This is a genomic window from Thermosynechococcus sp. TG215 (assembly GCF_031583455.1).
Taxonomy (GTDB): Bacteria; Cyanobacteriota; Cyanobacteriia; order Thermosynechococcales; family Thermosynechococcaceae; genus Thermosynechococcus.
Genome location: NZ_CP134178.1, coordinates 1,323,831 through 1,344,386, shown reverse-complemented (window position 1 = coordinate 1,344,386; position 20,556 = coordinate 1,323,831). Strand labels below are relative to the sequence as shown.

At 52.9% G+C, this 20,556-nt stretch carries 18 protein-coding genes, 1 pseudogene and 1 CRISPR repeat array; of the genes and pseudogenes, 9 read left to right on the top strand and 10 right to left on the bottom strand.

Annotated elements, in window-relative coordinates:
• Position 1: 1 nt before the first annotated feature.
• Together RHJ02_RS06450 and RHJ02_RS06445 are read right to left on the bottom strand one after the other, a co-directional pair.
• The gene (locus RHJ02_RS06450) at positions 2 to 358 is read right to left on the bottom strand and encodes a hypothetical protein (protein WP_206201543.1); all 357 of its coding nucleotides are present in this window, start codon (positions 356 to 358) and stop codon (positions 2 to 4) included.
• Positions 359 to 372: 14 nt separating this feature from the next.
• Positions 373 to 1,386 (bottom strand): zinc-dependent alcohol dehydrogenase family protein, encoded by a 1,014-nt coding sequence (locus RHJ02_RS06445; RefSeq protein WP_310800039.1) that lies wholly within the window; start codon positions 1,384 to 1,386, stop codon positions 373 to 375.
• A 167-nt stretch (positions 1,387 to 1,553) separates the two neighbouring features.
• Positions 1,554 to 3,308: a CRISPR direct-repeat array (repeat unit 36 nt; unit sequence GTTTCCATTAATTCGGCTGGGAAAGAATCCCAGCAC).
• A 114-nt stretch (positions 3,309 to 3,422) separates the two neighbouring features.
• Here RHJ02_RS06445 and RHJ02_RS06440 point away from each other — a divergent pair.
• Positions 3,423 to 3,683, top strand: a complete 261-nt coding sequence (locus RHJ02_RS06440; protein ID WP_310800038.1) for a hypothetical protein — start codon at positions 3,423 to 3,425, stop codon at positions 3,681 to 3,683.
• Complete coding sequence (locus RHJ02_RS06435) at positions 3,680 to 4,402, top strand: ABC transporter ATP-binding protein (RefSeq protein ID WP_206201540.1); 723 nt, start codon at positions 3,680 to 3,682, stop codon at positions 4,400 to 4,402. Before RHJ02_RS06440 ends, RHJ02_RS06435 begins: the two co-directional genes overlap by 4 nt.
• Positions 4,403 to 4,473: 71 nt before the next feature.
• Here the strand turns inward: RHJ02_RS06435 and gmk are convergent, their stop codons facing one another.
• Complete coding sequence (gene gmk, locus RHJ02_RS06430; protein WP_149817966.1) at positions 4,474 to 5,049, bottom strand: guanylate kinase; 576 nt, start codon at positions 5,047 to 5,049, stop codon at positions 4,474 to 4,476.
• Positions 5,050 to 5,125: 76 nt separating this feature from the next.
• Between gmk and RHJ02_RS06425 the strand changes: the two genes are divergently transcribed.
• From RHJ02_RS06425 to RHJ02_RS06405, 5 genes and pseudogenes are all read left to right on the top strand, one after another.
• Positions 5,126 to 5,620 carry a biopolymer transporter ExbD gene (locus RHJ02_RS06425; protein WP_286626496.1) on the top strand — a complete coding sequence of 165 codons (495 nt, stop codon included), beginning with the start codon at positions 5,126 to 5,128 and terminating at the stop codon, positions 5,618 to 5,620.
• A 9-nt stretch (positions 5,621 to 5,629) separates the two neighbouring features.
• The gene (gene era, locus RHJ02_RS06420; RefSeq protein ID WP_206201538.1) at positions 5,630 to 6,553 is read left to right on the top strand and encodes a GTPase Era; all 924 of its coding nucleotides are present in this window, start codon (positions 5,630 to 5,632) and stop codon (positions 6,551 to 6,553) included.
• A gap of 4 nt (positions 6,554 to 6,557) precedes the next feature.
• Positions 6,558 to 7,060 (top strand): annotated as a pseudogene (locus RHJ02_RS06415) (GTP-binding protein).
• Positions 7,061 to 7,172: 112 nt separating this feature from the next.
• The gene (locus RHJ02_RS06410) at positions 7,173 to 8,084 is read left to right on the top strand and encodes a serine protease (RefSeq protein WP_310742777.1); all 912 of its coding nucleotides are present in this window, start codon (positions 7,173 to 7,175) and stop codon (positions 8,082 to 8,084) included.
• A 69-nt stretch (positions 8,085 to 8,153) separates the two neighbouring features.
• On the top strand, positions 8,154 to 8,897 hold the full coding sequence (locus RHJ02_RS06405; RefSeq protein WP_310743535.1) for a DUF928 domain-containing protein: 744 nt from the start codon (positions 8,154 to 8,156) through the stop codon (positions 8,895 to 8,897).
• Here the strand turns inward: RHJ02_RS06405 and RHJ02_RS06400 are convergent.
• From RHJ02_RS06400 to RHJ02_RS06375, 6 genes are read right to left on the bottom strand one after another with little or no spacing between them, the layout of a single operon-like run.
• Positions 8,894 to 10,150, bottom strand: a complete 1,257-nt coding sequence (locus tag RHJ02_RS06400; RefSeq protein ID WP_206201536.1) for a DNA repair exonuclease — start codon at positions 10,148 to 10,150, stop codon at positions 8,894 to 8,896. The genes RHJ02_RS06405 and RHJ02_RS06400 overlap by 4 nt on opposite strands.
• Before the next feature lie 13 nt (positions 10,151 to 10,163).
• The gene (locus tag RHJ02_RS06395; protein ID WP_310800570.1) at positions 10,164 to 11,618 is read right to left on the bottom strand and encodes a CIA30 family protein; all 1,455 of its coding nucleotides are present in this window, start codon (positions 11,616 to 11,618) and stop codon (positions 10,164 to 10,166) included.
• Positions 11,608 to 12,186 carry a tRNA (adenosine(37)-N6)-threonylcarbamoyltransferase complex dimerization subunit type 1 TsaB gene (gene tsaB / locus RHJ02_RS06390; RefSeq protein ID WP_206201534.1) on the bottom strand — a complete coding sequence of 193 codons (579 nt, stop codon included), beginning with the start codon at positions 12,184 to 12,186 and terminating at the stop codon, positions 11,608 to 11,610. The genes RHJ02_RS06395 and tsaB overlap by 11 nt, the downstream gene beginning before the upstream one ends.
• 40 nt (positions 12,187 to 12,226) lie before the next feature.
• On the bottom strand, positions 12,227 to 12,397 hold the full coding sequence (psb34, locus tag RHJ02_RS06385) for a photosystem II assembly protein Psb34 (protein ID WP_206201533.1): 171 nt from the start codon (positions 12,395 to 12,397) through the stop codon (positions 12,227 to 12,229).
• Positions 12,398 to 12,449: 52 nt separating this feature from the next.
• Positions 12,450 to 13,604, bottom strand: a complete 1,155-nt coding sequence (locus RHJ02_RS06380; protein WP_310800569.1) for a glycosyltransferase — start codon at positions 13,602 to 13,604, stop codon at positions 12,450 to 12,452.
• Positions 13,601 to 14,434 (bottom strand): thiazole synthase, encoded by an 834-nt coding sequence (locus RHJ02_RS06375; protein ID WP_206201531.1) that lies wholly within the window; start codon positions 14,432 to 14,434, stop codon positions 13,601 to 13,603. The genes RHJ02_RS06380 and RHJ02_RS06375 overlap by 4 nt, the downstream gene beginning before the upstream one ends.
• A 134-nt stretch (positions 14,435 to 14,568) precedes the next feature.
• On the opposite strand from RHJ02_RS06375, the gene RHJ02_RS06370 reads away from it, so the two are divergent.
• Together RHJ02_RS06370 and ribH are read left to right on the top strand one after the other, a co-directional pair.
• The gene (locus tag RHJ02_RS06370; protein ID WP_206201530.1) at positions 14,569 to 15,021 is read left to right on the top strand and encodes a hypothetical protein; all 453 of its coding nucleotides are present in this window, start codon (positions 14,569 to 14,571) and stop codon (positions 15,019 to 15,021) included.
• A gap of 47 nt (positions 15,022 to 15,068) precedes the next feature.
• The gene (gene ribH / locus RHJ02_RS06365) at positions 15,069 to 15,605 is read left to right on the top strand and encodes a 6,7-dimethyl-8-ribityllumazine synthase (RefSeq protein ID WP_206201529.1); all 537 of its coding nucleotides are present in this window, start codon (positions 15,069 to 15,071) and stop codon (positions 15,603 to 15,605) included.
• 33 nt (positions 15,606 to 15,638) lie between these two features.
• Here ribH and RHJ02_RS06360 read toward each other — a convergent pair whose 3' ends face one another.
• Complete coding sequence (locus RHJ02_RS06360; protein WP_310800568.1) at positions 15,639 to 20,546, bottom strand: CHAT domain-containing protein; 4,908 nt, start codon at positions 20,544 to 20,546, stop codon at positions 15,639 to 15,641.
• Between the last annotated feature and the right edge of the window lie 10 nt (positions 20,547 to 20,556).

Sequence of the window (20,556 nt, the reverse complement as noted above, 5' to 3'; positions counted from 1 at the left end):
GTTAGCGTCGAGGCTCCGACAGTACTGCTTCCCCCGTGAACCACCGACCGCAGTCACTGAGGCGCCCATTAAAGATGCGGCAGGTGCGATAGAAGTTGTTCTGCAACAGCACCGTTTCCCCTGTGAACCAACAGCCACAATAACTGAGGCGTCCATTAAAGATGCGGCAGGTGCGATAGAAGTTGTTCTGCAACAGCACCGTTTCCCCTGTGAACCAACGGCCACAATAGCTAAGGCGTCCGTTAAAAATGCGGCAAACCCGATAAACATCACTGCGGGGCGTTTGGCTGAGCCATGTCGGCACCCCTTGAGCCTGTTCCAGCCCGATGAGAAGGGCGGCAAGAATCTGAGCAACCATCAGAAAATCCCCAATTATGGGACGAGTACCACCTTACCCTGCACCAAGCGTTGGCTGAGATAGCGATGGGCATCCGCCGCTGCACCGAGGGGAAAGGTTTTATCGACAACAACCTCTAGTTCGCCGCGATCCACGAGGGTGGCCACCTGCTCAAGGATTTTTCCCTGATGGGCAAGGGCATCACTCAACCCCATGAGTTGCGGCGTCAGCATCAGTGTGAGTTGGATCAAGAGGTTGCGTTGGCGGGCAATTTTCCACGGCGTATCGGCGGCGGGTTCCAAGAGGGTGGCGAGGGTGCCATAGGGACGCACCGCTTTGAAGGTGTCGCTAAAGGTGGTACCACCAACGGTATCAAGGGCAAAATCAACTCCTTTGCCCTCTGTCCAGTCCAAGACTGCCTGTACCCAATCACTGGTGGTGTAGTTAATGGCAAGGGTGGCTCCGAGACGTTCAGCAAAACGGGCTTTGGCTGCGGAACTAATCGTTGTGGCAACTGTTGCCCCCGATCGCCGCGCCAGTTGAATAGCGAGATGCCCCACCCCGCCCGCCCCGGCATGGATGAGAACGGTTTTTGCGGTGGAGAGGACATTCAAAGGTGGGACTGCCCCGCGATCGCCCAAGGCTTCCCAAGCCGTAATCACTGCTAGGGGCAAGGCAGCGGCCTGAGTAAAGGAAAGGGTTTTGGGCTTGTGGGCAACGGCAACTTCAGGAACAACGGTGTATTCGGCATAGCAGCCGCCGCGATCGCCCAAGCCCCCATAGCAAAAATAAACTTCATCCCCTACGCGAAACCGCTGCACCGCTGCACCCACAGCCACGACCACCCCTGCGCCATCACAGCCGAGAATGGCGGGCCGGCGATCGGGAAAAAATGTTCCCCGCTGTCGCAGCTTTGTATCAATGGGGTTCACACTGGCCGCCCGCAGTTGAATTTTCACCTCATTGGCAGCTTGAATCTGCGGCTCAGGCATCTCCCGCAGCGCTAAAACATCGGGGTCACCAAATTCTGTGATGGCAACGGCTTTCATTGTTGCTGCGTTTCCGTTGACTCCGCTGGGTGCACGACTTAACACCAATTTTGACACACTGCCCGCCCTAAAGGTCAGGGATGCTTGTTACTGGTTCCGCGACCTTGCTTGCCACCTCAGGTTCAGGCACTGATCTCCCCCCCTGAAGCCCCCTTTTAGGAGGAAGTGTTTCCATTAATTCGGCTGGGAAAGAATCCCAGCACAAACTGGCCACTCGTTTGCGCGCGAAGCAAGCGGTGTTTCCATTAATTCGGCTGGGAAAGAATCCCAGCACCGACGAGAAGAACTTGCTTTAGAACGTCGCCAGGTTTCCATTAATTCGGCTGGGAAAGAATCCCAGCACGAGAAATGGACTGTGTTAACGAAGCCCCAACGGGAGGTTTCCATTAATTCGGCTGGGAAAGAATCCCAGCACCTCATCCTACGCTGGAAATCTGCTATCGAGACAAAGTGTTTCCATTAATTCGGCTGGGAAAGAATCCCAGCACAATCTTCCATTAGAGATGGAGATCTACTATAGGGGGTTTCCATTAATTCGGCTGGGAAAGAATCCCAGCACGTAGGGGTAATGCGGTACCTAGGGATTGCAGCAGGCGTTTCCATTAATTCGGCTGGGAAAGAATCCCAGCACCTGCCTTACCACTTGGCTATGTCGCCTTGGTTTGTGTTTCCATTAATTCGGCTGGGAAAGAATCCCAGCACTTATACCGTTATAAAGGAGGGGATTCTCTATATCAGTTTCCATTAATTCGGCTGGGAAAGAATCCCAGCACCCCGAAAAAGACGTCCCGCTGAAACCCCCTAGTCGGGTTTCCATTAATTCGGCTGGGAAAGAATCCCAGCACTCAAGTAGAGGGTTATAACCAATTTGCGCGTAATGTTGTTTCCATTAATTCGGCTGGGAAAGAATCCCAGCACTCCAGTATTGCTGAAAAAACTTAAGGAAGATCCCAGTTTCCATTAATTCGGCTGGGAAAGAATCCCAGCACGTTTAACTTTGTTAGTCTGCCAGTTCACACAGCGCGTTTCCATTAATTCGGCTGGGAAAGAATCCCAGCACCAAGGAGTGTTAGGAACATTTAATACAATGAGTTTCCATTAATTCGGCTGGGAAAGAATCCCAGCACAAAAGACCAGCACGGCCAACTTCACGGAAGTAAAGTTTCCATTAATTCGGCTGGGAAAGAATCCCAGCACTTCCACACTCACGTCCTGAGCATGACGTTCACGTCCTGAGGTTTCCATTAATTCGGCTGGGAAAGAATCCCAGCACCATTTTCCGACTGCGCGGCTGCATTTTCCGACTGCGCGGCTGGTTTCCATTAATTCGGCTGGGAAAGAATCCCAGCACACGCGAAATCCTCTGGATCGATTTTCCCGTCGATGAGGTTTCCATTAATTCGGCTGGGAAAGAATCCCAGCACTGTTTCAAAAGTATTAAATATGCTGGGTCTGGATGGTTTCCATTAATTCGGCTGGGAAAGAATCCCAGCACTTAAGTAATTATGGGGCAGCTGTTAATACTGTAGTTTCCATTAATTCGGCTGGGAAAGAATCCCAGCACTTACTTTTGCAGGATCCCATTTTGGGGTACTGCGAGTTTCCATTAATTCGGCTGGGAAAGAATCCCAGCACCACCACTTTTCTTTTTACCTTGCAACACTTTTTTGTTTCCATTAATTCGGCTGGGAAAGAATCCCAGCACTAAGAGAATTACCAATGCCTTTGCGACGACAGGTTGGTTTCCATTAATTCGGCTGGGAAAGAATCCCAGCACCTAACCGCCGCCGAATCACTGTACGAGATTCCTCACAGTTTCCATTAATTCGGCTGGGAAAGAATCCCAGCACGGCAAAAGGCCAAGGCAAAAGACCAAGGCAAAAGGCGTTTCCATTAATTCGGCTGGGAAAGAATCCCAGCACGGCACCCTCCTAGAAGGTGCTCTACGACTACTATAGCACAGGTCATTTTCAAGCACCTAGACGGGATCATTTTTTTGTTTTTGTAAAATTTTTAGATCCGCAGGGTCACAGGACGTGAAAGTCACTCTGGAACTGAATTTCGGGAAAATTCAAGCACCTCCAAATCTGTTAGAAATTGCTCAAAGCGTTGTGGAGACTGGGTTTGAGAAAATTGCCGAGCCAAGAGGATATTTTTGTCCAGAGGTGCTTGATCAAGCCCTCAAGGATCTCAATTCACAACAGCAATCTTTTGCCTTCAGGAGCAAAATTAGGGACACAGCGCGAAACCTCTATACTGAGGATGTTGAACCTCTGGCGATGTCCTTTGCACCATGAGCTTGCTCCACGTTGCTGATGTCTATGCTGGCTATATTCCCGATGTGGATATTCTACGGGGCGTTAATTTTCGTCTCGAAGCCGGCGAGCTAGTGGCGGTCATTGGCCCCAATGGAGCGGGAAAATCAACCTTGGCAAAAACGATCGCTGGGTTACTGACGCCCCGCCTCGGCACAATTACCCTCGCTGGCGAAGATATTACCTACTTGCGTCCCAACCAAATTGTCAAAAAGGGAATTGGCTACGTGCCGCAAATTGCCAATGTCTTTCGTACCCTGACGGTTGAAGAAAATCTGGAGATGGGTGCCTTTACGAAAAGCGGCAACCTCAAGGCCCTCAAAGAGCGGGTCTATGACACCTTTCCCCGCTTGGCTGAGCGCCGACAGCAACGGGCAGGCACACTTTCCGGGGGAGAACGGCAAATGCTGGCCATGGGACGCGCCATGATGCTAGACCCGCAAATTATGGTCTTGGATGAACCCTCCGCGGCTCTCTCCCCAGCTCTTGTCAATGATGTCTTTGCCAAAATCAAGGAAATTAATGCCCAAGGCACCGCTATTATTCTGGTGGAGCAAAATGCCCGGAAAGCCCTTGCCATGAGCGATCGCGGGTATGTCTTAGAAATGGGCAAAGATCGCTATGAGGGATTGGGCAGCGAACTACTCAATGACCCTAAAGTGGGGGAACTCTACCTCGGAATTGTGCGGGCAGAGCCTTAGGGCACATCCTCTACGCCATAAGTTTCCGTGTCCAAACCGCAATACTACCTCGGAATTGTGCGGGCAGAGCCTTAGGGCACAGGGCTAAAAATTGCTGTTTCAAGAGCAATCAGGCTTTTTTCCAAATCATCATTGACAATTTGAACATCAAATTCTGGGGCCGCAGCAATTTCGGTTTCCGCTTGAGCTAAACGGCGGGCAATGGCCTCCTCACTATCTTGGCCACGGCTACGCAGACGATGTTCAAGTTCTGCTAAAGATGGCGGCAGAATAAAAATGTGACGCGCTTGAGGATAGGATTGGCGAACTTGGCGTGCCCCTTGCAGTTCAATTTCAAGGATGACGGTTTTTCCTTGGGCAATGAGTTGCAGCAACGGATCGCGTGGGGTGCCGTAGTAGTGGCCAGCAAACTCTGCCCATTCCAAGAGTTGCCCAGCAGCAATCATTCCCTTAAATTCTTCTACAGAGACAAAATAGTAATCCACCCCTTCAACCTCCGTGGGGCGTGGCGGACGGGTCGTTGCCGAAACCGAAAGTGCCAGTTCGGGATGTCGCTGTCGCAGTTGCCGTAGAAGCGTCCCTTTGCCGACCCCACTAGGGCCAGTAATCACAATGAGTTGTCCGGGCTGGGGGGTTGCACTGGTCATAACTGCACGGGGGGGAAACTTTTTGATCCTACTCTGTTTGCTCAGAGTTTTATCATTAAGGCAGCGTGGTTGAGGAATGGCCGTGAAGATTCATTTGCCCAGTGAGAGTGAAAATGCTCGCATTGAAATGCTGCCGCTGATTGATGTGGTCTTTTGTATCCTCACGTTCTTTATTTTGGCGGCGGTGAGTCTGACGCGGCAGCAGGCGATTACCTTGAATCTGCCCCAAGCCAGCACCAGTCAAGCGCAGTCGCAAAAGATGTTGGTGGTGAGCATTGATCCGGCGGGGCAACTTTTTGTGGATAAAGACCCCGTCAACCGCAGTGAACTCTATGAACGCTTGGCCACCTACTTGAAAACGAATCCCCAAGGAATGGTGATTTTGCGGGCATCACAGGTGGTGAGCTACAACGAAGTCATCCAAGTCTTGGATCTCCTGCGATCGCTCGGGGGCAATCGTGTGGCCTTGGCCACGCAACCCGTCGAACAACCGGTGCTGAGGACGGAGACCCGCCCTAACCCTCTCCCCTCGCCACCAGCCAACGATCAACCCACGCCTTCGAATCCATAGGCAGTTACGGTGGAACCCATTTCCAGTATTCCTGTTGCCCCGGACGGCTTTCGCTCTGGCTTTGTCGCCTTAGTGGGTCGCCCCAATGTAGGCAAGTCCACCCTCTTTAACCATCTGCTGGGGCAAAAGGTCGCCATTACCTCTCCCGTAGCGCAAACCACCCGCAACCGCTTACGGGGCATCCTGACCACGGCAACGGCGCAATTGATCTTTGTGGATACCCCCGGCATCCATAAGCCTCACCATCGCCTTGGGGAAGTGCTGGTGCATAATGCCAAGGGCGTTCTCAATCGGGTGGATGCGATTGTCTTTGTGGTGGATGCGGCAAGTGCCCCCGGTGGGGGCGATCGCTACGTAGCAGAATTACTGGCTAAAGTAAAATCCCCTGTGCTTTTGGCCATCAATAAAATTGACCTCTTGCCGGCAGGGGAGCGTCCACAGCGGCAACAGGACTATCAAACCCTTGGCCCTTGGCCAGCCTATCCCTGCTCGGCGCTCACGGGAGAGGGAGTTGGTGTATTGCAATCGGCGATTGAAGCGCAGTTGCCCCTTGGCCCCTATTACTATCCGCCAGAGATGGTCACCGATCAGCCGGAGCGCTTCATCATGGCGGAATTGATCCGTGAGCAAATTTTGCATCACACCCGCGAGGAAGTCCCCCATTCGGTGGCCGTGACGATTGAACAGGTGCAGCAAGATCGCAACCTGACTCGTGTCCACGCCGTGATTTATGTGGAGCGTCCAACCCAAAAGGCGATTATTATCGGCCAAGGGGGTCAGTTGCTCAAACAAATGGGCACCGCTGCCCGCCAAGAAATTCAAACTCTCATTGGTGGCAAGATTTACTTAGAACTGTTTGTCAAGGTACGCCCCCGCTGGCGACAGGATCGGTTGCGCTTGGCGGAGCTGGGCTATCGCATTGAGAAGGATTAAGCCGATGGAGACAGCATTGCGAGTGGGTGTGGCAGGGCCTGTGGGGTCAGGTAAAACCACCCTTGTGGATGCCCTTTGTAAAGCTTTGGGCGATCGCGATCGCCTAGCGGTTGTGACTAATGATATTTACACCCAAGAGGATGCCCAGTTTTTGGTGCGTTCCCAAGCCCTTCCCCCCGAGCGAATTCTCAGTGTTGAAACGGGGGGATGTCCCCACACCGCTTGGCTACGACCTTTAGCCCAGAGCTGGTGGATTTAACGATTTACGCGATTGATGTGGCTGCTGGCGATAAAATTCCCCGTAAAGGCGGGCCGGGGATTACCAAGTCGGATTTATTGGTGATTAATAAAATTGATCTTGCCCGCTATGTAGGGGCTGATTTAGAGGTAATGAAACGGGACACCCTGAAAATGCGGGGCGATCGCCCCTATGTGATGACGAACTTGAAAACTGGCCTTGGGCTAGATCAGGTGATTGCCTTTCTCGCATCCCATTTAGCAGCCTAAACAGAATGGTACGGAAGTTGACCCAACGCACAAAAAATCACTGATCACCATCACTGGCAAGGCAACAATTTGCCCCTTAGAATCGTCCTATCGGTGTCGTCAGGTAGGAAGTATGATGAGCTACGCATGGGTGAGGGGTGCGACGCTCGGAGCAACGGGGTTAGTGGCAATGGCTTTACCCGCAGTGGGTCAAGTCCAACCCCTGAGTGGTGAGCAAATTAACGAGATTGCCCGCAACATCACAGTCTTGATTGTGGGGAAAGATGCCCACGGTTCTGGTGCCATTATTTCCCGCTCCGGTTCGACCTACTATGTGCTTACGGCAAAGCACGTTGTCAATCGTCAGGATAATTACCGCGTGATTCCCATTGATCAGCAGGCCTACGCCGTTGATTTCAATAAGATTAAATTTTTGCCGAATACAGATTTAGCTATTGTGGAATTCACAAGCGAGAAAAAAGACTATCAGGTGGCTACGCTGACAAACTCTGACTTTGCCAAGGAAGGGTCGCAGGTCTTTATCTCGGGGTGGCCGCAGCCGGGGGGCAGTGGTCAGTTAGTGCGGCAGTTTACCGATGGCCGTATCTCCGGCTTTTTGATTGAACCCATCGATGGCTATAAAATGATCTACACCAATGTTACCCGTCGCGGCATGAGTGGTGGCCCTGTTTTGGATAGTGCAGGGCGTGTGGTCGGGGTTCATGGTCTCGGTGATACAGAAGACCCCCGCTCCCTTGAGCGCCAAGGCTTGAGTCCAGAGGCGGCAGCGAGCATTGCCAGCTTGATTAAGCCGGGGTTTAATTACGCGATTCCGATTAACACCTTTCTGACGGGTGCGCCAGCGGCGGGTGTATTTCTCTCTCTGCAAGTAGATAATCAGGCGATCGCCAGTGGCACTGCGCCTGTGGTTGTGACCGCACCGAGTCAACCCGATAGTCGCGATCGCATTGAGAACATCAATTCAATTTTGAATACCGTCAATACGGGTGTCAGCGTCATTCGCAACATCTTTTTTGGTTTTTAGAAAGAATTCCAATGACCTGTTGAACTGAGTCCCGGTTCATTGCCTGTTCAATTGCGAGGATTGAGTGATATGGCTATTCAATTTGGGATCCGCCCCCTTGCCGTTCCCCTGAGTTTGGCAGTGGTCATGATTGGGGCGATCGCCCATGCCTCTTGGGCAAGTTATCGTCCACCCGCTAATATTGGCCGCCCCGGTAACCGTGAGGGAGCTGCAACGCGGATTGCCCGTCCCATGCTACTGCGGGAAAGTACTGGTGGCATCGAAAGCTGTCTAACTGAGCCAAAACAAACTGTGGTTGCCCTCGTGCCCAAGGATAACAATGGCCTTAGCAGCACCCCCACCCCTACCCTCTATAGCTTCATTCCCGCCAACAAGGGGGCAACCCTAACCCTGACGCTGCGGGATCCCCAAGGCACAGAAGTCTATCGCCAAGAGCGTCTTGCCCCCACAGAAGCGGGTATTATTGGCTGGCCTGTGGAGAATGTTGCCCTCAAAAATGGTGTGGATTACCAGTGGCAACTCACCCTCACCTGTACCAATGGCACCACAGCCGTCAAAACCGTCAGTTGGTTTCGACCGATGCCCTTATCGCCAAGCCAACAGCAGCGAATCGTGCAAGCTAAAGATGTGGCGGATGCCTTTGCCATGGCGGGCTACTGGTACGACACCCTCAATCAACTGGCCAAACAACGCCTAGCGCAGCCGGGGAATGCCCAACTTCAGCAAAAATGGCAAGCCCTGTTGCAGTCTGCCGCTGTCCAGTTGGCCAATGTGGCGAATCAACCCCTCATCCCCTTACCACCCCAGCCCTAACTCTCTAGGGAAAGGTCTGCCAGCCACTGGTAAAGGTCAGGAATATTGGCGTTGGGTTGCAGCAGATCTTCTTTGATGTGCATCAGCACCTTGGCCAAGGGTTCGGCGCGATCGCGATACTCAGCAACACTGGCCAGCAGATCCGTAAATACCTGTTCTTCAATCTGGGCGCGGGGGGGTGGTTCAGCCGTCGCATCACGGTAGGTTTGATAGGCCACAGGGGTTGCGGCAAACCCCAATCGAAAAATGAACGCATTGGCTGCCTCCTGCAATTCCCCTTGGAGCGATCGCACAGACAAATCGCCGCGCTCAAACCCCACTTCGCCTTTTAGGGTGACTTCAACAATCGCCTCTGCCATGTCTGAGCGATGCCGCTGCACCAACTGCTGGAGTTGGCTCTCCACATGGCTCACGGTGTCACTGGGGGTGAGGGTGAGGGTGTAGCGATGGATGGGACGCTGCCAATAGTCGCGCTTCAGTTCCGCTTGGGGTGGCCCCTGATCGAGGGTAACCAAGAGAACCCCCCGCGGATTTTGCTGCTGATTTTCCTGAATCGAATTGGCCTCAACGGAGCCAGGATTAAAGATCCAATCCTCAACGGCGTAGTGGCGATGAATATGCCCCAAGGCCAAGTAATCAACACCGGCTCGGCGCAACGGCAAAAGATCGTTGTAGCGCAATGCCCCTTGGTAGCGGGAGACTTGCCCCTCAAGGCCGTGGTGAAAGAGCAAAATCGTCGCACCAGCAGCGGGCGGTAGTGCCTGAATTTGACTGGCCAGCTGTTGGATGGCACGGGGGGCACTGGCACCATACCACTGGGAACCAATGACGCGCACGCCACAGGGGAGATCCATATAGCCACCCCGCGCTGCCTCGGCGTCCCACGGCTGTAATTGGCCACTTTCGTCAGGTTCTAGGAGATAGAGATAGTCTTTTTCACAGAGGTAGCGGAGCCAATTGGACTTGACACCGTAGGGGCAGTTATCGTGGTTACCCTCGATCGCCAGCACGGGAATCCCCGCCGATCGCACCTTGTCGAGGACGTATTCCGCTTGATTGAGAATGCCGGGGGTAATCAGCCGCTCCTCAAACAGATCACCGGCAATCAGGACAAAATCCACCTGTGCCTCGATGGCGTAGGTTTGCAGGGCACTGTCAAAGGCGGTGAAAAAATCAAACGTGCGATTGGGATTCTCTTGACGGTACTTATTAAAGCCAAGGTGAACATCGGCAACATGGAGAAAACGTACCATTTCGCACTGTCTCCTAGGGGCGATCGCTAGGGATTTGGGCAAGGCGTGCTGCCCAATTGGGATAGGCCTCGGCGGTTTGATCTGTGGCCACCACTTCTACGGTGCGATAGCAGGCCACGGGCAAATTCAGTAAGCTGACCAGAAACGCCGCTAAATCTTCGCGACTCAGAGAACCCGTCAGGCGATCGCCCTGATCAAGGCGCAGCTCTTTGCCACCGGGCTGATCCGTCAAACCACAGGGACGGACAATGGTGTAGGGGAGGCCACTTTGGCGCAGCATATTTTCTGCCGCCAGTTTCCAGGTGAGGATGCCCCCCAATTGGTCGTTGTATTGAACCGCTAGGGGCTGCCCCTTCAGGTCAAGATCGGGTTGTTGCGGACGGGTCACCCCCGCAGAACTCACCTGAATCATGCGGGGCAAGGGCAACCCTCCATAGGCTTGAATCGACTCAATCTCAAGGCTGAGGGTGCCGGGGCGGAAGTGGGGGTTGAGGGCACCGTCATACTCAAATTTGCTGAGCATCAGTTGCAGCGAGTAAATTTGCCCCACATTCAGAGGCGGCGCATTGGTGGCGGTGCGGGCCCGAAACACCGGAATAAAGTGGCTAAAGGGCAATTCAACCGTGATCCACTGATCGGCCACCGTATCAAAGGACATGGCATAGCCGACGCCATCCCAAGCGGGGTCACTGCGTAGGAAAAATTTATAGCGCTGCCCATCGCCGCGAACCCGGAGTTGAATGCCCGTGTAGCCTTGGAGATTGAGGGCTGGGGTGAGGTTGCGGGTGCGAATCGAGACAAACCCCCCAGAATTTTCCGTAGAAACCAGCCCCGTGAAGAGGGCACTGTGATCCTTGAGGTAAAACTGGCTGGCACTGACGCCGCCCATGACCACATCATCGAGGGCACCCCAAACTTCCTTCAGGGGGGGTGTGGGATAGCGATAGTCAAAGAGGGGATAGGTGTTGGGTTGACTTTGAAAATAGGGTTGGGCACGTTCCAACAAATGCCGCATGCCCTCAAATTCAACCGCCTCTGGACTCGCACCGACAATTTCAAGGCCGGGGGGTGGCGCGTTGGGATTGGGCTGTACCTTTGCCCCAACACAGTTGATCACCGCCCGACTGCCCTGCAAGAGATCGGCAGGCAAGGGTTGAGTCACGTCGGCAACAACAATGTCTAAAAAAGGGTCTGAGGGAAGTACACTCTCCGCCTTGGCGCGATCGCGCACCCCTGCCCGCACCGCATAGCCTTGACTCAAGAGGGTTTTCACCACCGCTTGACCGGTTCGACCCGTTGCCCCCATCACCACAACAAGACCACTGCCCCGATAGGCGGGCGGCTTAAAGAGATCCGGTAAAAGGGGTGACAGCACAGGGCGCAGAGGTTCTAGGGTTCCCACAAAGGGAAGGGCTTGAAAAAAGCGCAGTGTATCGAGAAAGCGACCAAGTTCCCAGTTATTTGCCATAGAGGGGCACCACGCTTGACCAATGGGGAAGTTTCTCCCCTGCCCTTAGTGTATCGTGCCACTGTTGGGCTGCCCATGTGAGCAAAGCGCGGCCATAGTCGGTGGGGTTAGGGGGACTCAGGCATTTGTAGGGGTGAGGCCAAGTGGCCAAAAGCGTTTCTGCTTCGTGGTCTGCCAGCAGGCGATCGCCCCAAAGAGAGTTGAGACTCCCCCCCTGATAACGGTAAATGCCAAGGTATTGATGCCCCTGTTGGGCACGACGCGACACCACCCCATCCTGTTCTATGAGTTCATCACGATAGTGCCACGCCATTGTGCCAAGGCTAGACAGACCCAAAAGGGGAACTTCCAGTTGCTGGGCTAGGATGCGGGCAGTCACGACCCCCAAGCGCGTTCCCGTAAAGCTGCCCGGGCCACAGCCAATAGCGATCGCCCCTAGTTCACCCCAAGTGTAGCGACCCATCAGTTCCCCAAGGCAAGGGTGAAGTTGGCTGGCCAGTTCTCGACCCAAGGGCCATGTTTTCATCTCCAGCAGTTGATCTGCCCCCAAGTCATAGAGGCCTGCCACTAGGGTGGCATCGCTGGTATCAAAACCAAGACAAAGCAGCTTAGCTCACTCCGACGGCGATCGCCACCAAGCCAGCCACTAAGAGCAATCCGCCCGCAACCAACAGGGCTGCCCGTACTTTTTGCTGCGGTGTCCAAGGCTGTGCTTGATAGACCTTAGGCTCAATGGCAAAGTTGTTGAGGCGACCGCCCTCATCGGTGGTATAGCGCATCGAAACAAACCTCAATTCAGCGTTACAGTGCAGCTATTCTAACAAGCGAACTTTACGAGTCTTGAGAATCCTTAACAATTTCTTGCAATTGACCGTGGCGATAGACCCGCAACCAGCGACCGCGCCAGTAGATGCGATTGCCAAAACAGCCCCCCAGCCAAATCAGGAAGCTCATCACATCCCGCAGGGGCAATAGCCAGAGCCACAACAGCAGCCGAGGGGTACCCATCAACACCATGCTCATGATCGCCTGCAACCAGCGAAGGCCCTGAACCCCCAGAAAGACGCTGAGAGTCCATGGGGTTGGAAATAGTCCCCACAGCAGGGCACTATAGACGGTGCCAAACATAAACACCATGCCAAAATACTGATTGCCGCGATTGGCACGAATGCTGCGACACCAGCGCAGTTCCCGTTGCACCGCCTTCAAAAAGGACTCATCAGCGCAGTCATTGTCAAGAATATAGGACGATAACTCCACGCGATACCCAGCACGCCACGCTGCATACCCCAGTTGGTAGTCCTCACCAATGCGATTGAGTGCAATCTCAAAACCACCAATTTTTTCTAGGACTTCCCGCCGCAGCAGCACGGTTGGCCCAATGGCAAAGCGCAGCCCCCGATCAAGGAAGCGGGCAACAAGCACACTGGGGATAAAGTCAAGGCATCGCCCCATGGCCAGAAACGCAGCTCCTAAGCGGCGCGGATGGTGATCAATGTAACCACAGGTAACGACCCCCACTTGGGGATCCGCCAAGGGTTGCACCAAAGTGGCTAAGTAATGGGGTCTAACGCGCACATCACTATCGGTTTCAACAATTACCCCATAGCGCGCATGGGTAAACAATTGGGCGACATTGCTGGCCTTACGGTTCAGCCCGCAAATCCGCTGACAAAGATACCAGCGAGCCCGGTGGGGATAGGTCTGGCAAATGGCCTTTAACACCGGTATGGCTGGATCACTGGGGTCTTGAACCCCAAAGAGGACTTCGTAGAGGGGGTAATCTTGCTCGCACAGTGAAGACCAGTTTTGCCAAGCCCTTGCTTCTAAGCCGCAGACAGGAACCAAGATCGAGACCGCCGGCAAGGACTCTAGGCGAGTCGTCCGCTGGGGGGTGAAAAATTGATAGGTGAGGGCAGCGGCAACAATGTAGAACAGGCTTCCCGTGAGGCTCAGCAGGCTCAGGAGAATGAGGGCAACCATCATGGTGCTGTCGCAATCGTCCCCGTCAAGGGGGAACTGGCACTGGCATAGGCTTTGACGGGAATCCGACCCGCTAAGTAGGCAAGACGACCCGCCGTGGTTGCCAGTGCCATGGCTTTGGCCATTGCCGGCGCATTGCCCGCTTGGGCGATCGCGGTATTAATCAAGAGTGCATCTGCCCCTAACTCCATCGCGGCGGCCGCCTCACTGGGCGTGCCAATGCCCGCATCAACCACAACGGGAACACTGGCTTGATCAATAATGATTTGAATATTGGCGGCATTACGCAGACCTTGCCCCGACCCAATGGGGGAGGCCAACGGCATCACAGTAACACAGCCCACTTCCTCAAGGCGTTTGGCCAGCAGGGGATCTGCATTGATGTAGGGAAGAACCGCAAATCCTTCTTTGACCAGTTGTTCTGCGGCAGCAAGCGTGCCAAAGGGATCGGGCAGCAAGTATTTCGGGTCGGGAATCACCTCTAGCTTGACAAAGTTGTTGTCCTCTTGACCCAAGAGCTTGGCCATTTCGCGGCCTAAACGGGCAACGCGAATCGCCTCTTCAGCGGTTTGACAGCCAGCGGTGTTGGGCAGCAGCCAGATTTTACGCCAGTCAAGGGCATCCACAAGTCCTTCGTGACCGGGGGCATTGGTTTGAACGCGACGTACGGCTACTGTAACAATTTCGCAGCCACTCGCGGCAACACTGGCCTGGAGATCCGCAATGGAACGATACTTGCCCGTACCGGTCATCAGGCGTGAACGAAACTGCCGCCCAGCGATTGTTAGCGGGGCATCTTCAATTAGCAGCTCAGGAGGAGGCGCAGTCACCATGATGCACTTGTGAAGTGAACAGCACTAGAGTTTGCCTTTCTACCATATCAGGGTTACGCTCTTCACTGCTGCGACCTTGGAAAACTTGTGGCATCATAGAGGCACCATAACCTTGGGAGTGCAACAGTTGGTGCATGGCACATATTGGCAACAATGCCGCCATTCAGGCTGCCGATCGCCTGCTACGTCAATATGGGTTTGATTTGGATGGCTCCTCAGTTGAGGTCATCCTAGATCGCTGGTTGCGCCATTTTCCTCCCCGCTGGATTCGTCTTGCCCTCATTGAAGCCCTCTATCTGGGGCGCTATAAAGCCATTTCCGTAGAGCAAATTTTAGAGCTATGGCAACGGCGTGAGCAACCGATTTATCACTTCAACAGTGAGTTTGAAGCCATTATCTGCCAGTCATTGCCCATTAGTGTGCCGGAACCTACTCCCTCTCGCCTTTCAGAGACACCTACCAATACAAAAATTAGTGAATTTCACCCTGATTTAGCGTCTGACCCATTTGTTACCAAGTTAACTAGTATTGTGCAGCAGTGGCAGTCCCAAGACTTCCTCGTGGAGCAGGGCGATCGCTCCTCCTAGGCCATTGCAGGTTATACTCTTTTGGGTAAGATTTGGCACCTCCACCTATGGCTGTTTTTGAAGGCACCTATCACGTTCTGGGAACGCCTCGCTTTGGGATTGTGATTTCCCGCTTCAATGACTTGGTTACCACCAAGCTGCTAGAGGGCTGCCAAGATTGTCTGCGCCGCCATGGTGTTGATCCCAATCCCCATGGTTCTCAGGTGGACTACGCCTGGGTACCCGGTAGCTTTGAAATTCCCCTAGTGGCAGCTCAACTGGCGGCCAGTCGTCGCTATGCTGCCATTATTTGTCTCGGGGCAGTCATCCGTGGCCAAACCCCCCACTTTGACTATGTGGCTGCTGAAGTCACCAAAGGCATTGCCACGGCCTCTATGCAAACGGGTGTGCCCATTATCTACGGCATTCTCACTACCGACACGATGCAACAGGCCCTTGAGCGCGCTGGCATTAAAAGCAATAAAGGTTGGGAATATGCCCTCAATGCCCTCGAAATGGCAAACCTGATGCAAACCCTGCCCAGCAGCATCAATCCACCCACAGCCAAACTCAGCCCCAGTACCCCCGTTCTCGCTGATGGGTAATCCAAATGGTGAAGCAGAAATTGCTTCCTAGGGCTACCAAGGGCTGCCAATCATCGTAAATCCTGCCCAAAAATAGGGATGGGAAAGTTGACGCCCACCCCCAGTTTGAACTTCTTGGGGCAAAGGAATTGAAAGCCCTCCCCGCACCCCAGCACTGCGCAGGTGATTCTCTTCAATCACAACCTGCTGATGGATCAGGGCAAGCTGCGCCTGTCGCAAGGCCTCTGCTTTAATCGGAGCAGTTCTCAACTGTCCATAAAATGCCGTCATCAAAGCCAGTGTCCCTTCATCACTGACATACCAAAGGCTAGCAACCGAACTCTTTACACCCGCTTGGAGTGACAGTCCAGCAAACCCAAGTTCTGCATTGGTATCTCCTACCGCTGTACGACAGGCACTCAGCGTCATTAGCTCTGTGGGTGGCCGGAATAAGTGCAACTGCCGCACTTGAGCCATTGAAAGCTGGCTATCCCAAAACTGAATATAGGAATTTTGTGGCTTACCCGCATTAAATTCACCATGGGTCGCTAAGTGTAGGATAGGGTAGAGACTGCGCCGCCGCTGGGTTTGCAAGTTTGAGACCGTAAAAGCTTCATTGAGGAATACTTGCCCTCGTCCTACCAGTTGCGTAATGGTTTGCAGCTCGATGGGAACCGCTGGCAAAGGACTTTGCTTTGTGAACTGAGAGGCACCCATTGCCAGTACAGAAGCATTTTGCAACGGCTGGTAGCGGGTATCCACCAAGTTGATACTGGGAATGAGACCCAGATTATAGCGTTCCACTAGAAACTGACCATTACGACGACCGATTGGACTATCGCTGACCGTCGAGGAAATAAGATTTGACCCCGTGTGCAGAGCAGCGATCGGCACACTCCGCAACCCCTGATCAAGGGCAAAAACCAGTGTATTAATGCCTCGATTTTGCAATTCAGCATCAATGCCGCCCATGATCCATTGGTAGAGCTGCTGCGCAAAGGGTAGATAGGATTCACTATTGGTTTTCGTTGGGTCTCGCACCTCACGATTAAAAGCAGCAATGACACGGCGCACTGCTTCTTGGGGCACTCGAAGGGGTTGGTAAATGGGTTCCCCTTCCGGTGTGATGATGAGAATATCCAACTGTTCAGGTCGCCAAAAGACATAGCTCAGGGCAGGTTTTTGACCTGTTTCTTCAGCCATACGCCCCAATAATTCCTTGATTTGCTCAATGTCAAGGAACTGTAGTCCCTCTTGACTAGGAGTGCTGAAAAATTCATCAAAGTACTCACTAAACTCAAAGGAATAAAGCTGCTGAAGCAGTTTGATCGCACTGTTGTAGTCTCCCTGATCAAAAGCCGTACTGATTTGCTGACGAATGATCTCAACTCCGGGGAAGTAAATGACTTGAGCGGTATTCTGGGGCAGTTGAGTGCCTTGTATCTCCTCTCCCAATAAAATCCGACCCAGATTCTCTTGAGTTTGGGGTTCTGGAGGTGTTGGTGGTGTGGACGGCTCCGTGGGTGGAGTTGGCGGTGCTTGAGAAACCCGATAGAGAAACCCAGAACCAGAAAATAGGGCAAGCTCAGGATAGGTGGTGTTGAATTGCTCTGAACCTGTGAGGCCGCCGTTGATATTGAGATTCGGGTCAGTCGAATAAACTAGCCAGCGACCATTGGGGGTACTAAAGACACTAGAGCCATAGTTGTTAATAAAGTTATTTTCGGCAGCAAGGACAATCGCATCCCCAGTCCCAACGGCAGAAATTGGCGCATTGAGAACAATATCGCCTGTTAGTGTTTGTAGGAAAATGTTGCGCCCTGTAATGCCTGTTGGGTTAACACTGCCAACGGTAAGGGTACTGTTATTGACAAATTGCAAATCACTCGCACTGTTCAGCTCAGCAGCTAGGATCCCCACTTGGTTATTGGGGTTGGTTAGGATTGCACTGCCATTTTGTAAAGTTAAACCCAAGTTGCCTGCTCGAATCGGTGCACTTTGCGTTAGGTTCCCACTGTTTAAGCTGAGGATTAGGGTATTGCCGTTGGTATTGATGCCAGTGGTGAGGCCATTGACACCATTGTTGAAACTAACGATACCTAGGGCACCTTGATTACTCAAGTTCACATTTCCACTGACATTGCCTGAGAGTGTTTGAAACCTATTGTTGACATTGTTGAGGGTGAAAGTCCCCTGTCCAAGAAGTTGCAGCGTTCCCGCAGAAATGACATGGCTGCCCTGAGTAACGCCGCCACCGCTATTGAGTGTGAGATTGCGACCATTGAGATTCGTCGTGCCAGAGCCATTGAACTGAATACCTAGGGAACTTACGCCGGGGGTTTGCAGCGCAAGATTGTAGTTGAGGCTGAAGGGACGAACATCAATGAGACCAGTACCATTAGGGTGACCAATGGTCACCAAAGAAAATCCACCCGTGATTTGGTTGAGGAGAGACTGATCAATGATTAAGTTACCCGTTGCACCATCGCCAATGCCGACGGGAGTATGCGCATCAATCGGTTGAAAGACAAGGCGGCCTGCCCCGGCACTATGGATATCTAGAAGATCACCCAAGACTTCAATCCCCCCCTGAGCTGCTAATGTGAGCATGCCATCTTGAACAGCTAATGTCAGGGGGGCGTCAGAGACTTCCATGACCAGACCAGGATTGCCGTCAGTGGCGCGACCTTCGATGAGAATCTTCCCATTTCCAGCCGTTCTGACCTCAGCAGAGTACTCTGTGTCAGTTGCTGCCTTAAAGCCAAGACCAGCACCGAATTTACCCCCTGTACCTCTCAGGATAATGTCACCACTTTGACTGGTAATACTTGTGAAGCGACTCAGAATACCTCCTTGGTTGAAGGCAAAGCCCGTACCACCAGTACCCGTCAGGGTAATATTTCCAGTCGTGGTTCGAATTCCTGACTCTTCAAGATGGATGCCAACGTTGGAAACTCCTTCGGAGACGTTGCCCCCAGTACCCGTTAAGGTCAGATTGCCAGCTTCGGCGCTGATGGAGGAGTTTTGAATCGAGATACCATCCACAGGGCTATAAACACTAGAACTACCTGTCCCTAGAATGGTGATCTCTCCAGACCCTGAGGTGAGGATTGAACTCCCACCGATCAGCACCCCTTCTTGGCCATTAGTTGTTGCACCGCTGCCATGAATCCTAATATGGCCGCCACCTGCATTGAGAGTAGAGTTTCCGATATTAACCCCAGCAGTGCTGACACCGATCGCTGGACTGGTGAAGGGATTAGAGCCACCCCCCAAAATAATATTGCCACCATTGGTAATGAGTGTAACTGAGTCTAATCTAATTGCTCCTGCACCACTGTTATCGGCATCGGCATGGAGAATGATATTCAGTCGGCCTTCTTCTGAGCGAATGTCATCGGCAACAAGAATGTTATTTGCAGCTTGCAAGGTTAGGGAGGCATCGCCGCCGCCTATTTTGGTAATCGAGGCAAGTACAGAAATATCCCCTGCTTGGGTTCCAGTATCACCAGTTGTGATGATGACGCTAGTGCCGAGATTCAGGGCAGCTTCAATGGCAGTATTCACAACAAAAGCATCATCAGTGGTGGGGGTAAAGACATCAGGATTGCTCCCAGAGAAACTCCCGCCACTCGTAGGGGAGTTAGAAATGGTGACATTTCGTGGATCAAGGAGCCATGTACCGGGCTGACCCTTGACTGCACTGGCATCTACTGTTCCCCGAACGCTGAGTAATTCTCGCCCAGAGGTTTCCACAAAGCCGCCATTACCGCTAAGTTGCCCGCCGCGTGCGCTGATCGTGCCGGCAAATTGCGTGCTGTTGTCTGCCCATGCAATGACAGTGCCACCATTGCCTTGATTGAAGGCATCCGCTGCAATCACACTGCCGCTGTTGATAAAGAGATTCTGGGCATTGAAACTGCTATGCAAGCGGTTAGTGCCAGTGGTGCCCCCTAGGTAATCGCCCCCCAAGAGAATCGTGCCACCCCCGAGTTGACCAGAGGCGGTTAAGTTGGCATTGATGAGGGCGATATTTTGACCAGTGATCGTGATTTGGCCACCCATACCGATGGGATTGGCGACGGAAAGGCTGCCACTGATGACGGCGGTGTTCGTTGTGGTGGGAATTTTGTTGGGGTCATGGACAAGGCGAATCGTGCCGTCGGGATTTTGAATGACGCTGTTGACAGGTTGTGAACCATTGCCAGTGAGTAAGCTGGGTAAGTCCACGGCAGCGATCGCTCCCCCAGTCGGTAGTCGCTCTTGAGGAATCTCAAGACTGAGCAGCATTCCCTCTTGGGAGACGCGCACCATTCCTGTTTCAGGTACAGCCGCAATGTGGATATTTCCTGCGGGGGCTGCGAGTGTACCCGTATTGATCACTTGGTGCGCCATTAGGCTGAGGGTTTGACCACGACCCACCCTCAGCTCACCTTCATTGATGATGAGGCCTTTACTCAGAAATTCAAAACCTGTGGGCTGACCATTGAGGGATTGATAAAGATTCTGGCCATTGACATCAAAGATCCCTCCCTCAAACAGCACCCGTTGAGCGGTAGAAGCATGGAAGGCAGCGGGGAGATTCAAACGGGCATTGGGGCCAAAGACAATTCCCGCAGGGTTGAGCAGATAAAGGTTACTGTTGCCACCCGTAATTTGAATCAAGCCATTGATGTAACTGGCGTTGCCACCATTGACGCCCGCGAGAATGTTGCGAATTTGCGGATTAGAGAGAAAGTTGGCAACTTGGCCGTTACCGACATTGAAGTTGTGGAAGAGGTGAAAGAGATTCTGACCATTCCCCGATAGGCGGCCACCACCAATATCAATCTGTTGACCATTTTGGATGACGGTGGTTCCAGTGCCATTGGTGGCTGGGGTAATTTGGCTGTAAACGTTGCCACTCAACAGTCCCCAAAAGACTAAGGTGATGGAAAATAGGTACTGTTGGAGAGTTTTCACGATCCCAGCC

Bases quoted from the DNA above. Each gene is read 5' to 3' on its own strand.
- RHJ02_RS06395 (WP_310800570.1), bottom strand. From the start codon at position 11,618: ATGGCAAATAACTGGGAACTTGGTCGCTTTCTCGATACACTGCGCTTT.
- RHJ02_RS06435 (WP_206201540.1), top strand. From the start codon at position 3,680: ATGAGCTTGCTCCACGTTGCTGATGTCTATGCTGGCTATATTCCCGAT.
- RHJ02_RS06445 (WP_310800039.1), bottom strand. From the start codon at position 1,386: ATGAAAGCCGTTGCCATCACAGAATTTGGTGACCCCGATGTTTTAGCG.
- RHJ02_RS06380 (WP_310800569.1), bottom strand. From the start codon at position 13,604: ATGATGGTTGCCCTCATTCTCCTGAGCCTGCTGAGCCTCACGGGAAGC.
- RHJ02_RS06450 (WP_206201543.1), bottom strand. From the start codon at position 358: ATGGTTGCTCAGATTCTTGCCGCCCTTCTCATCGGGCTGGAACAGGCT.
- RHJ02_RS06410 (WP_310742777.1), top strand. From the start codon at position 7,173: ATGATGAGCTACGCATGGGTGAGGGGTGCGACGCTCGGAGCAACGGGG.
- RHJ02_RS06370 (WP_206201530.1), top strand. From the start codon at position 14,569: ATGGCACATATTGGCAACAATGCCGCCATTCAGGCTGCCGATCGCCTG.
- psb34 (WP_206201533.1), bottom strand. From the start codon at position 12,397: ATGCGCTATACCACCGATGAGGGCGGTCGCCTCAACAACTTTGCCATT.
- gmk (WP_149817966.1), bottom strand. From the start codon at position 5,049: ATGACCAGTGCAACCCCCCAGCCCGGACAACTCATTGTGATTACTGGC.
- RHJ02_RS06425 (WP_286626496.1), top strand. From the start codon at position 5,126: ATGGCCGTGAAGATTCATTTGCCCAGTGAGAGTGAAAATGCTCGCATT.
- RHJ02_RS06375 (WP_206201531.1), bottom strand. From the start codon at position 14,434: ATGGTGACTGCGCCTCCTCCTGAGCTGCTAATTGAAGATGCCCCGCTA.
- ribH (WP_206201529.1), top strand. From the start codon at position 15,069: ATGGCTGTTTTTGAAGGCACCTATCACGTTCTGGGAACGCCTCGCTTT.
- RHJ02_RS06400 (WP_206201536.1), bottom strand. From the start codon at position 10,150: ATGGTACGTTTTCTCCATGTTGCCGATGTTCACCTTGGCTTTAATAAG.
- RHJ02_RS06405 (WP_310743535.1), top strand. From the start codon at position 8,154: ATGGCTATTCAATTTGGGATCCGCCCCCTTGCCGTTCCCCTGAGTTTG.